Genomic DNA, 11,765 nt, shown 5'->3' with positions numbered 1-11,765 from the left:
GCCTCCATGTTCAAAACTCAAAGCGTTCTTCCCCGACCGGAAACCGCTGATGTAAAACATCCAGAAGAAAAGCGCTGCCTTCCGCAAAGCCCCGCTCTGCTGCCTGTCCCAGCATATGGCGCAGAAGCTCCTTCTTCTCCTGGGACTGTTTTTCTCCGGCATATTTTTTCTCCCCGGAAGCCTCTTTTCCAAAAAGGAAGCCACCGACAAGCCAGCGCAAAAGCTCCATGTCTCTGTGCTCTGCCGCCTGCCGCCCGGCTTCCGGCAGATGCTCTCTAAGCCAGCCTTCGTAAACTGCCTTTTCCTCTGTTCCCAGGCCCATGGGAAAGCGCAGGCGGCTTACGGCCAGCTCCAGCACGAGTACTTCCCTCTCCTGGGCCCTTGCCCGGAAAAAGCAGCCGTCATAGGCATGGAAATCGAATTTTTTCTGATAAAAGCAGTTCCGGTAATGCATACCGCTGCCATGCATCTGCGTCATCAAAATCCGGGCCGGGGTATTCTCCACACCTTCCTCGTAAAACTCCGGAAATACCAGCCTTGCTTCCTGGTTCTCCCCACAGAGCGTCAGGCGCAGCTCTTCGTTCAGCTCCATCAGCATCTCCTGGAGACAGGACGTGCCTGTATGGCCTAGGGCCAGCCTAAGCTGTTTCACACGATGGCAGCCTGTAAACAGTCCGGCTCCCAGATCCTCAAGACCTCCATAAAAAGAAAGCTCCTCCAGATTGCTGCAATTGTAGAAGGCATAGGCTCCTATTTTTTGAAGCGCCGGCGGCAGAGATACCTTTCGCAGACGGGAGCCGCACAAAGCCCGGCCGCCGTCTTCCCCAAAGAAAAAGACCCGCCCGGCTTCAATTCCCTCCTTGAGCTCCTCTTCCCGGAAATGCTCCGAAAATATATAAGGCGCAAGCTCCGTCACCGGATACCCCGCCAGGCTTCCTGGAATCTCGATTTCGTCCCCATAGCCAAAGCAGCGCCGGATTATTACCGTTTTGTCCTGAATCTCATATGCAAACTTCATGGTTCTAGTTTCTCCTGCTTTCTTATGGTATATGATATGAATATTTTTTTCAACTGTAATCTGTGCCAAACTGCTGCGTCCTATATGGTTACATTACTGTTCATTCCGCGCCCAGTAACCCTATATGAATTTTTTGTTAAACTTTTCCCATTTCTGTTGACTTTTCCAGGGCATTTTGCATATAATACAAGCGAAAACTGCTCCCACACCTCTCACCGACGTGTCCAATTGGGAGCCTGTTTATTCTTACAGAAACATATACCCTACGGGCACCCCATTAACATATATCCCTTCGGGATGGGCGGACTTCGTCCGTCAAGGTATGCATCAGCGACTCAGCTAAAAAATACGAAGGCATCCTATCAATGCCTTGGCAAGCTCTGTTACGACTTTTCGATTCTAAATGATGCATTGGTAAACGTAGATTTTGTTCATGTAACCTTTATCTCTGGAAATGTCTTTTTGGGAAACACAGAAAAAACTAGTATTTTAGGAGGCAATATGGAACAAATATTACACGTATCAGAGATTCTTGGAACAACTACTGCGCTTACAAGAGAACAGGGACAGGTTATCTACAAAAAAATATGCGAAGTTATAGATGCCGGCGATAAGGTATCCCTTGACTTTTCAGATATTGAAAGCATCCTGTCACCATTTTTAAATGTAGCCGTGGGGAAGCTGTATAACAAATATTCCAGTGATACTTTAAACGATAATCTGAATATATTGGGAATTTCCGACGAACAATTCAACATCTTTGAAATCGTTATTTCCAATGCCAAAAGCTATTACAAAGATTCACAGTCCTTTAACGAAGCCGTAACGAATGGGTATCACTGATTATGGAAAGAAGAATTAGACATCTATCTGATTATAAACCCCAGAAAAGGGACATTTTCTTACTAGATACCAATATTTTAATTAAGCTTTTCTATCCCATCGGTTTTGATGACAGAAATAAGCCCTATGAGGATTATTATAAAAAACTGCTTTCATCAAAATGCACTCTGGTTCTGAATCCAATATATTGAACAAATTTACCCTTGCGGACGATGATTTTTCTAACTATACCTCCGGCCCCAGTATTGTCACAAACAATAAGGCTTTGCTGATGTTCTCATAGCTTCCCCAAAGCGGACAAGGAACCGCCGGGAATGGGGCACTGATATTGAAAAGGCTGCCGGGAAATGCAGCACCAGGCTTTGCTGATGCCGCATTTTCCGGCAGCTCTTCTCTCATTTTCCGCTGCTGTCAGCTGTCAAAGCTCTTTAAGTAGTAATATACGTATTATACCCTTTCTCCCGTACCTCACGCTCCATGGCAATGGCATTGCTCAAACGGCTGAACGCGCCCACCTGAACCTTGTAAAGGCCGTCCTGGTAGACGATAAAGGCCGGGAATCCGTCATTTTCCAGAAGCTGCAGAAGATTATCCGCATTCTGACGCTCCCGGAAGGCGCCTGCCTGAACCCGGTAAAGCTCCTCGGGCTCTTCGGGCTGCGCAGGCGGCATGGGAGGCATGGGCGGACGCATAGGCGGACGGTGGGGCGGTCTGTCCATAGGAGGACAGCGGCGCCCTTCCTCTCCCGGCTCTTCCTCGGATACATTGCTGGAGGTTACCTGCGCGCCCTCCAAAGTCTCCATAATTCCGTCCGCAATGGCCTGGGCCATAGCCTGGAACCGGCTGTCAAAGAGACGGTTATCCGTGTCACTGTCGATAAATCCGGCCTCCACCAAAAGAGCCGGCATCTGCGTGCTGTTAAGTACAACCAGATTGGGCCGGATGCTCACGCCTGCATTACGGAAGCCCAGCGCTTCCAGATTGGCGTCAATATTCTCAGCCATCTGCTTTTTGATCCCGGAATCGTCATAGATAAGAGTCTGAACTCCGGAATACTGTCCCGGATACTCTCCCGCATTCCGGTGAATGGATACAAAGAGATCCGCTCCCTCCTCATTGGCAATCGCCGCCTTCTGTCCCACAGACTGGGTAACGTCGCTGGTTCTTGTGTAGGTCACATCATACCCGTTTGACTCCAGAATCTTTCCCACTGCCATCGCAAGCCGCAGGGCATCGTCGCTTTCCCGGCGGCCCTGGTACACGGCTCCCGGATTGCTTCCTCCGTGTCCCGCATCTACTACAATCTTTGTTGCCATAAGCTCTCCTTTTGCATTTATTCTTTACGATCTAGAATATGCAGAAGGAGGCCGGCTGGTGATTATGATTTTATGAGAGCAGACCGTCTGTACGAGAACCGTCCGAACACAGGATATGGAAAAGCCAGAGGTTCTCTTCCGCTTCTGCCCCTCCAAGCTCTTATTATTGGTGTACGGCCCCTATTAAATCTTTGATGTCCTCTACCTGATACCTCTCCATATAAGCCCGGATGCCCTCCGCCGTCTCTTTTGCCGCATAGGGATTGGTAAAGTTCGCCGTACCCACGGACACGGCCGACGCTCCGGCCAGGATAAACTCAAGAGCATCCTCTTTGCTGCAGATTCCACCCATACCGATGATCGGCAGAGACACAGCCTGGGCCGTCTGATACACCATGCGCACAGCCACCGGCTTCACGGCCGGGCCGGACAGCCCTCCCGTCTGATTGGCAATGGCAAAAGTTCTTCTGTGAATGTCAATCTTCATCCCTGTAAGAGTATTGATAAGGGAGAGCACATCTGCTCCGCCGGCCTCCGCAGCCTTCGCCATCTCTGTGATGTCCGTCACATTGGGGCTGAGCTTCATAATCACCGGCTGTCTGGCGTATTTCTTTACTTCCCTTGTAACCTCCTCCAGCGCTTCCGGCTTCTGCCCGAAGGCAATGCCGCCCTCCTTCACATTGGGGCAGGATACATTGATCTCAAGCATGTCCACGCTCTGATCGGAGAGCTTTTCCACCACCTCGCAGTAATCGGCAATGGTTTTTCCACAGACATTCACAATGATCTTTGTATCAAACTGACGCAGAAAGGGAATGTCTCTTTTGATAAATACATCAATCCCCGGATTTTGGAGGCCGATGGCATTGAGCATGCCGCTGGCTGTCTCGGCAATTCTGGGGGTGGGATTGCCCGGCCAGGGCACGTTGGCCACTCCCTTTGTAACCACTGCCCCCAGGGCTCCCAAATCATAGAATTCACTGTATTCCGCACCGGAACCAAAGGTTCCGGAAGCTGTCATAACGGGATTTTTCAGCTCTACTCCTGCCAGATTCACACTTGTCCTGCATTCCATATGTTTTTCCCCCCTTTTGTATTTCCGTTATAGTTCGATCTCATCCGCCGAAAAGACAGGGCCGTCCTTGCAGATCCGCTTATTTTTCACATGCGTATGAGCATCCACATCCATGGAACGGCAGACACAGGCCAGACAAGCCCCCACGCCGCAGGCCATGCGCTCCTCCAGGGAGAGGTAACAATCCATGCCCCGCTCTGCCGCATAAGCTTTCAATGCCCGGAGCATGGGCGCCGGGCCGCAGGCAAATATGGCCTGTGCGCTCAGCTGATTTTCCCGTATGGCATCCAACACATTGCCCTTTGTTCCGACGCTTCCGTCCTCAGTGGCAATATATAATTTCCCATTTTCTTCCAGTTCTTCTTTCAAAAAGATCTCCCCATCCCGGTAACCGGCCACTATCAGCTTTTCCCCGGGCAGCCCTGCTGCAAGCTCTGCCATAGGGGGAATTCCGATTCCGCCCCCCAGTAGGAGGACCTTCTCATAGTTCTTCTTAAGGGGAAAGCCGTTGCCAAGGGGCCCAAGAATCTCCAGGGCATCCCCCGCACGGCAGCCGGAAAACTCCTCCGTGCCCTTTCCTGCAATCCGGTATACCAGGCGGATTCTGCCCTTTTCCCTGTCGATCTGGCAGATGCTGATTGGCCGCGGAAGCATTCTGCTTTTGTCGCTGCTGTACACGGAAATAAACTGTCCCGGCACGGCTTCCTTTGCAATGGCTTCCGTCTGAAGCCACATGCTGAAGATATCTGTAGCAATTTCCTGCTGTTCTACAATTACTGCCGTCTCTTTGTATTTCATAGAGATTCCTCCAGGGCTTGGCGGATGTCCGCCGCCATATCCTCTACCGCCGCCCTGGAAGCCTCTGCAAAATGCTCCGATCCGAAGGAAGCGTATTTTTCCTGCTTATAGGCTGCAATAATTCCTCTGGAGGAATTTACGATTGCTCCCAGTCCGTCGTTGTTGAAGAAATGAACGAGATCCTTTCCGGTTCCCCCCTGGGCTCCGTAGCCGGGCACCAGAATAAAGGTCTTCGGCATCAGTTTCCGCAGAATCTTCCCCATTTCCGGATATGTGGCTCCTACTACCGCTCCGATATAGCTGTAGGAATCTCCCATATGCTCCTGACCCCACTGAGCAACCATTTCTCCCACATGCTCGTAGAGGGGACGACCGTCAATCAGACGATCCTGGAACTCTCCACTGGAGGGGTTGGAGGTTTTCACCAGGATAAAAATTCCTTTATTTTCCTCCTGGCACACTTCGATAAAAGGCTTTACGCCGTCGCTTCCCAGATATGGATTCACGGTGGCGAAATCCTCGTTAAAGGCCGTGCAGCACTTGCTTCCCACCTGGATTTTCCCCAGATGTCCCACTGCATAGGCGGCAGAGGTGGAGCCGATATCCCCGCGCTTGATGTCTCCGATCACCACCAGATCCTTTGCATGGCAGTAATCCACGGTTTTCTGGTATGCCTTTAGGCCTTCAATGCCGAACTGCTCATACATGGCAATCTGAGGTTTTACTGCCGGAACCAGATCCCAGGTCTTGTCTACAATTTCCTTGTTAAACTGCCAGATAGCTTCTGCCGCCCCCTCCAGGGTTTCCCCGTATTTTGCAAATGCCTTTTTCTGAATGTGCTCCGGGATATAGTTCAGCATAGGGTCTAAGCCGATAACGATGGGCGCCTTTGTTTTTTCGATTTTTGCAATCAATTTATTTATCATAAATTAGCTCCTCCTATTCCAGTTCCGTAATATCCCTCAAAGTACACGGGTATAAAATCAATTTTCAGCCGCAAAAACATGTGTCTGCAAATTGATTTGTGCACTTTGAGGGATATTACTGTTTCAAAGCCGCTGTGGAACAGCACGAAAGGGTAAAATCCCTTCGACTTTACAGTTTTATTCTACTGTCACTGATTTTGCAAGATTCCTGGGCTTATCCACGTCGCAGCCGCGGCCAAGGGAAATATAGTAGGCAAAGAGCTGCAGCGGGATGATCGCCAGGGAATTGGTAAACCATGGATTGGTTCTGGGAATGTAGATAACATAATCCGCATTCTTCTCAATCTCCACATTCCCCACATTGGTAACCGCCATCACAAAGGCGCCCCGGGTGCGGACCTCTGCAATATTGCTGATCATCTTGGCAAAGAGGTGATCCTGGGTGGAAACAGCCGCCACCAGTGTTCCCTCCTCTATCAGCGATATGGTTCCGTGCTTCAGCTCTCCGGCAGCACAGGCCTCCGAGTGGATATAGGAAGTTTCCTTCAGCTTTAAGGAGCCTTCCATGGAAATGGCATAATCGATTCCCCTGCCAATGAAAAATACCTCCTTCGCCGCCAGATACCGGTTGGCAAACCGCTGAATCCGTTCCTTATTTCCAAGAAGCAGCTCAATCTGTGCCGGAAGGCGCTCCAGATCTGAGAGCATCTCTTTGAATGCCTGCTCTGTTATGGTTCCTCTCACCCGCGCCAGCTTCATAGCCAGAAGATACTGTGCGATAAGCTGAGTGCTGTAAGCCTTGGTAGTGGCAACGGCAATCTCCGGCCCTGCCCAGGTGTACATCACATTATCTGCCTCCCGGGCGATGGAGCTGCCCACTACGTTGACAATGGCGAGAACCTTCCTTCCCTGAGACTTTGCCTCCCGAAGAGCCGCCAGGGAATCTGCCGTCTCTCCCGACTGGCTGATAATCACCACAAGAGTTCCCTCTTCCAGAATCGGATTGCGGTAGCGGAACTCGCTGGCCAGATCCACTTCTACCGGAATCCTGGCAAGCCCTTCAAATACATATTTGCAGGTCATGCCGGTGTGGTAAGCCGAACCGCAGGCCACGATGCAGAGCTTCTTTACGGCCAGCATCTCTTCGTCTGTCATGCCCAGCTCTTCAATGACAATGTCCCCGTTCTTAAGCCTTGGACTGAAGGTATCTCTCACAGCTCCCGGCTGCTCGTAGATCTCTTTCAGCATAAAGTGCTCATAGCCGCCCTTTTCCGCCGCATTGATGTCCCACTCAATGGTCACCGGCTCCTTGGCAATCTCTTCCTCGTCAATGTTGTAGAAGGTCATGGAATCCTTGGTCAGCCGGGCTATTTCCTGGTTCTGAATGTAGTAGACGCTTCTGGTATAGCGCAGAACCGCCGGCACGTCGGAGGCAATCAGATTTCCGCTTTCGGAGCTTCCTACAATCAGGGGACTGTCCTTGCGGGCCGCATAGATCTCCCCCGGATGATCTGCAAAGAGAATCCCGAAGGCATAGGAGCCTTCCACCCGGTGCATCAGCTTTCCAATGGCCTCCAGGGGATCCCCTTTGTAATAATAGTCCAGAAGATGGGCCACCACCTCGGTATCGGTGTCGGAGCGGAAGGTATAGCCGCGTTCCTCCAGCTTTTTCTTCAGCTTTAAATAATTCTCGATGATACCGTTATGTACCACCACAATGGATTCATCCTGGTTGTAATGGGGATGGGCATTGGTATCTGAGGGAGCCCCGTGGGTTGCCCACCTGGTATGGCCGATGCCGATGGTTCCTGGCAGGGCTGCGCCGTCATGGGTCATCTCGCTTAACACCTTCAGACGGCCTTTTGCTTTCACCACCTTGATTTCTTCTCCGTTGTAAATGGCAACGCCGGCCGAGTCATAACCCCGGTATTCCAGCCTGGACAAACCGTCCAGCAGAATGGGCGCCGCCTGTTCGCTTCCGATATAACCAACAATTCCACACATAGACATTCTCCTATTCTTATTCCAGTTCCGTAATATCCCTCAAAGTACACGGGTAGTAAATCAATTTCCAGCCACAAAAACACGTGTCTGTAAATCGATTTGTGCACTTTGAGGGATATTACTGTTTTTTATTCCAGTTCCGTAATATCCCTCAAAGTACACGGGTAGTAAATCAATTTCCAGCCACAAAAACATGTGTCTGTAAATCTATCTCCAGTACCACTTACTCATAGTGCAGTGCCGGACCGCCCACATGGGCAGTTTTTTATAATTTCTTCCCAGCTTATAACCAATATACTTGCATCCGCTGAAAAACACAAGACTAAATATCAGCCATGGCTTCCTTATTTTGATACAATGGAGCGCAGTCTGTTTCACCAGACGGATTCCCTCCTGTTCGGACGCTATACCGGAAAAGACCTCGGGATGGTCTGCCTGGGATACTGCCAGGTCAAAATTACGCTGAAACTGCTTTATCCCACTGTAATTGTGGGAATGAATCACCCGGGCCTCTGCCGCATAGGCAATCCCATAGCCCTTTTTAAGAAGCCCTCCTGCATAAATCATATCTTCATTGAAGATGGTGCGATCCGCAAATCCCCCAAGCTCCAGGAAGGTCTCTCTTTCATACATGGCACACACGTCCGAGCAGAAAAAAGCCTTGATCCCCAGAGTGTCCAAATCCTCCCTGGTCTGAATCCGGCTTTTATCCGGATAGTTAAAGCTGCGGCTGTACCGCTCCAGCTCCCGGCAGTCCTTCCTGGGAAGCTGCCTTGCGTAGGCGGCCTTCACCAGAGGATTCTCAAAGGTCTTTGCCAGCCGTTCCACAAGGTATGCATCTGCCGGCAGGGCGTCCTGGGTCATAAACAGCAGATAGTCTGCATCCGAACAGGCCGCCCCTGCATTCCGGGTGCCTCCGTGGTCAAACTCCTCCTGCCGCAGATGATGAACCTCTGTGTTCTTATAAGCCCTTACCTCTTCCTCCGGAAAATCTCCTGCCCAGGTATTCATAATCACTATTTTATGAACGGCCTGTGTCTGGGATTCCAGCCTCCTTAAAAGCTCCGCAAATTCCTTTCCCGGCTTATGAACCGGAATAATGACGTCAATCTTCATACTGCGTTATCTCTCCAAAAATGAGGCTGCCGGGAAATGGCTGATGTCTTATTTCCCGACGGCCTCATTTCGTGTTACTGTCCGCTCTTTGGCCAGTAACCATGTAGCTTTCTGTCTTATGTGCCGCTGTCTTCCTTGGCATATACGCCTGTCTGGCTGCATATCTCATCATTAAACTGAATCACAGTCGGCGACGGATAGTAATCATCCTCGTCAAAGAGGAACTTATGCAGCTCTCTGACATTGGCCTCCAGATCCGCCGGCGCTACAACATCCGCCTTGTTAATCTTTACGTCCTCTCGCATGGTAGGAAATCCGCTGGTCTCACCCATCTCGTAGGACATCATGCTGGCGGCCATCTTAATCATCTCTGCCTTTGGAATATTGGTGGCAATCAGCGGAAATACCTCGTCAATAATCTTGTTGATGGTTCCGAGACTTGCCTTCTTGGCCTTTTGTGCAATCAGTGAGATCACGGTTCTCTGACGCTCCGTCCGGCCGTAGTCATTGCCCACGGCACGTATCCGGCAGTAAGCCGTAGCCTGGAGGCCGCTTAAAGTCTGAAGTCCCGGCCCCTCCACAAATACGCCGAATTCTCCCGTCACCGCCGTTGTCTCATACATATAATTGTTGATCCATTCCCATTCGTTGTCCTTCACATCCACATCCACGCCGCCCAGCAGGTCGATGGTCTTAATCAGCGCCAGGAAATCCACGCTGACAAAATACTTGATGTTCAGGTCAAAATTCTTGTTCAGCATAGCCATGGCCTGGTTGGGGCCGCCCGCCTTGTATGCTGCGTTGCATTTTCCGTAGGTATCATCGGCACGGTTCAGATAGGTATCACGGAATATGGAGGCCAGCTTTACCTCCTTGGTTTCATTGTTGATACTGGCAATGATAATGGTATCACTCCGGTTTCCGGCTCCCAGCTCTCCCATCTCACGGGTATCCAGGCCAAAGAGAGCGATGTTGGTGTAGCCCTTCAGCACCTCCTCCGTAGCATCCTCCATATCATTCATTTCCACGTCCTCCGGCGACACGTCAAGATTCTGGAATTTATCCAGCTTTCCAAGTCCCCAGACGCCGATGCCCAGAATCAGAAGCAGCAGAAGCTCTGCAGCCAGTATCCCAATCAGTTTTCTTCTCCTCCTGATCTTTTTCTGCTTTTTGCTCAGCTTACGCTCCTGTCTCCCTCTCGTGTTTCCTGCTTTTGTATTGGCTGCCATAACATAACCCTTTCTACTTTCCGACATTTAGTAAGCATTTTTGTTCACAAATCCCTTAAAGATAGTCAGAAATAAGATTTTTATATCAAACCCAGGTGTCCAGTTTTCAATATAATATAAATCATATTCAATTCGCTTCCGGATAGAAGTGTTCCCCCGGTAGCCATTGATCTGGGCCCACCCGGTCATGCCCGGGCGTACCTGGTGTTTAATCATATATCTGGGAATCTCCTCCCGGAACTTCTCCACAAAGAAGGGGCGCTCCGGCCGGGGACCTACCAGGCTCATATCGCCTTTTAAAATATTGAAAAGCTGCGGAAGCTCGTCAATGCTTGTCTTACGGATAATCTTTCCCACAGAAGTAACCCGGGGATCGTCCGGCACGGTCCAGGCCCCCCGTTCTTTCTTGGGAGACTGCACATCCATGGACCGGAACTTATACATGCGGAAGTTCTTATTGTGAAGCCCCACCCGCTCCTGGGCATAGATAAGAGGCCCTGGAGAAGTGGCCTTGATGGCAATGGCCGTAATCAGCATCACCGGCGAAAAAAGCACAATGGCCGCCAGGCCTCCGGCAATGTCCATGGCCCGCTTCACCACTGCATTGAAGGTGTTGGTCAGAGGCACATGCCGGATATTAATCACCGGCAGGCCCATCAGATCCTCGGTGTAAGGACGGGTTGGAATAATATTATTGTAATCTGGAACAAACTTTGTATGCACGCCGGATTTCTCACAGACGGCAACAATGTGCTCCAGCTTGGAATACTCGCTTAAGCCCAGAGTAATGGCAATCTCGTCGGGAGCAGTCCGGGAAAGCAGCTCCTCAATCTCCTCTGTCCTTCCGAATACCTGTACTCCCCGGTAGCGCATGCCGCACTCCACATTATCATCCAGAATGCCCATGATCTCATAGCCCCATTCCGGGTTGGCCTTGATTCGGTCAATGTATTCCTCCGTCGCCCGGCTGTAGCCCACCAGAATCATATGCTTCTGATTAAAGCCCTTCCGGCGGAGCCTTTGAAGGCCGAACCGAATCAGCGTGCGGACCAGGCCCTCCAGAAGAATGTCAATGACATAAAAGTAAAACAGCATCATTCTGGAATAATAGTCTGTAACATCCGCCGCACTTCGAAGGAGATACATGCCAGCCAGGAACAGCACCAGACCGATGGTGTTGGCCTGCACAATCTTTCCCAGCTCTACTCTCTTTCTGCGCACGCTCTTGGTGGTATACAGGCTGAAAGCCATATAAAGCAGCAGATACACAGGCACCAGAAAGGCCAGCACAATCATATACTGCCCAAAGGTAAGTCCCGTGGTTGCGCCTATCATCTGAAACTGTATCACCCAGGCCAGCATCCAGGAGGCCGCAATCACAAGGGCGTCTATCAGTACGTGCAGCCGGTTAAAATGCTGCTGGTTATCCTTTATCAATGT

At 50.6% G+C, this 11,765-nt stretch carries 11 protein-coding genes; 1 reads left to right on the top strand and 10 read right to left on the bottom strand.

The genetic code is table 11. The features are described 5' to 3' along the window. Window positions 1-10: 10 nt before the first annotated feature. On the bottom strand, window positions 11-1,018 hold the full coding sequence (locus tag VV089_RS24355) for a leucine-rich repeat protein (protein ID WP_334337752.1): 1,008 nt from the start codon (window positions 1,016-1,018) through the stop codon (window positions 11-13). A 501-nt stretch (window positions 1,019-1,519) separates the two neighbouring features. Here VV089_RS24355 and VV089_RS24350 point away from each other — a divergent pair. Then, the gene (locus tag VV089_RS24350; protein WP_334337751.1) at window positions 1,520-1,861 is read left to right on the top strand and encodes an STAS-like domain-containing protein; all 342 of its coding nucleotides are present in this window, start codon (window positions 1,520-1,522) and stop codon (window positions 1,859-1,861) included. Between the two features lie 225 nt (window positions 1,862-2,086). Here VV089_RS24350 and VV089_RS24345 read toward each other — a convergent pair whose 3' ends face one another. The 9 genes from VV089_RS24345 to VV089_RS24305 all read right to left on the bottom strand — a co-directional run bounded on the left by VV089_RS24345 (window position 2,087) and on the right by VV089_RS24305 (window position 11,762). Continuing rightward, window positions 2,087-2,260 (bottom strand): hypothetical protein, encoded by a 174-nt coding sequence (locus tag VV089_RS24345; protein WP_334337750.1) that lies wholly within the window; start codon window positions 2,258-2,260, stop codon window positions 2,087-2,089. A gap of 29 nt (window positions 2,261-2,289) precedes the next feature. Further along, window positions 2,290-3,177, bottom strand: a complete 888-nt coding sequence (locus VV089_RS24340) for an N-acetylmuramoyl-L-alanine amidase (protein WP_172540771.1) — start codon at window positions 3,175-3,177, stop codon at window positions 2,290-2,292. 163 nt (window positions 3,178-3,340) lie between these two features. Then, window positions 3,341-4,252, bottom strand: a complete 912-nt coding sequence (locus VV089_RS24335) for a dihydroorotate dehydrogenase (protein ID WP_172540770.1) — start codon at window positions 4,250-4,252, stop codon at window positions 3,341-3,343. Between the two features lie 27 nt (window positions 4,253-4,279). Beyond that, window positions 4,280-5,050, bottom strand: coding sequence for a dihydroorotate dehydrogenase electron transfer subunit (locus tag VV089_RS24330; protein ID WP_334337749.1), 771 nt, complete (start codon window positions 5,048-5,050; stop codon window positions 4,280-4,282). Next, a complete protein-coding gene (gene pyrF, locus VV089_RS24325) occupies window positions 5,047-5,976 on the bottom strand; it encodes an orotidine-5'-phosphate decarboxylase (RefSeq protein WP_334337748.1) in 930 nt (309 codons plus the stop codon). The genes VV089_RS24330 and pyrF overlap by 4 nt, the downstream gene beginning before the upstream one ends. Before the next feature lie 177 nt (window positions 5,977-6,153). After that, window positions 6,154-7,980 (bottom strand): glutamine--fructose-6-phosphate transaminase (isomerizing), encoded by a 1,827-nt coding sequence (glmS, locus tag VV089_RS24320; protein WP_172540767.1) that lies wholly within the window; start codon window positions 7,978-7,980, stop codon window positions 6,154-6,156. A gap of 207 nt (window positions 7,981-8,187) precedes the next feature. After that, the gene (locus VV089_RS24315) at window positions 8,188-9,096 is read right to left on the bottom strand and encodes a glycosyltransferase family 2 protein (protein WP_334337747.1); all 909 of its coding nucleotides are present in this window, start codon (window positions 9,094-9,096) and stop codon (window positions 8,188-8,190) included. Window positions 9,097-9,212: 116 nt separating this feature from the next. Further along, window positions 9,213-10,325, bottom strand: coding sequence for an LCP family protein (locus tag VV089_RS24310; RefSeq protein ID WP_172540765.1), 1,113 nt, complete (start codon window positions 10,323-10,325; stop codon window positions 9,213-9,215). A 27-nt stretch (window positions 10,326-10,352) separates the two neighbouring features. Then, the gene (locus VV089_RS24305) at window positions 10,353-11,762 is read right to left on the bottom strand and encodes an undecaprenyl-phosphate glucose phosphotransferase (protein WP_172540764.1); all 1,410 of its coding nucleotides are present in this window, start codon (window positions 11,760-11,762) and stop codon (window positions 10,353-10,355) included. Window positions 11,763-11,765: the final 3 nt, after the last annotated feature.

The organism is Candidatus Merdisoma sp. JLR.KK011, assembly GCF_036941125.1.
GTDB lineage: Bacteria > Bacillota > Clostridia > Lachnospirales > Lachnospiraceae > Laedolimicola.
This window is presented reverse-complemented; position numbering and strand designations above follow the sequence as displayed.

Excerpts from the sequence above, each read along its gene's own strand:
- VV089_RS24355 (WP_334337752.1), bottom strand. The coding sequence starts at position 1,018 with ATGAAGTTTGCATATGAGATTCAGGACAAAACGGTAATAATCCGGCGC.
- VV089_RS24350 (WP_334337751.1), top strand. The coding sequence starts at position 1,520 with ATGGAACAAATATTACACGTATCAGAGATTCTTGGAACAACTACTGCG.
- VV089_RS24345 (WP_334337750.1), bottom strand. The coding sequence starts at position 2,260 with ATGAGAGAAGAGCTGCCGGAAAATGCGGCATCAGCAAAGCCTGGTGCT.
- VV089_RS24340 (WP_172540771.1), bottom strand. The coding sequence starts at position 3,177 with ATGGCAACAAAGATTGTAGTAGATGCGGGACACGGAGGAAGCAATCCG.
- VV089_RS24335 (WP_172540770.1), bottom strand. The coding sequence starts at position 4,252 with ATGGAATGCAGGACAAGTGTGAATCTGGCAGGAGTAGAGCTGAAAAAT.
- VV089_RS24330 (WP_334337749.1), bottom strand. The coding sequence starts at position 5,050 with ATGAAATACAAAGAGACGGCAGTAATTGTAGAACAGCAGGAAATTGCT.
- pyrF (WP_334337748.1), bottom strand. The coding sequence starts at position 5,976 with ATGATAAATAAATTGATTGCAAAAATCGAAAAAACAAAGGCGCCCATC.
- glmS (WP_172540767.1), bottom strand. The coding sequence starts at position 7,980 with ATGTGTGGAATTGTTGGTTATATCGGAAGCGAACAGGCGGCGCCCATT.
- VV089_RS24315 (WP_334337747.1), bottom strand. The coding sequence starts at position 9,096 with ATGAAGATTGACGTCATTATTCCGGTTCATAAGCCGGGAAAGGAATTT.
- VV089_RS24310 (WP_172540765.1), bottom strand. The coding sequence starts at position 10,325 with ATGGCAGCCAATACAAAAGCAGGAAACACGAGAGGGAGACAGGAGCGT.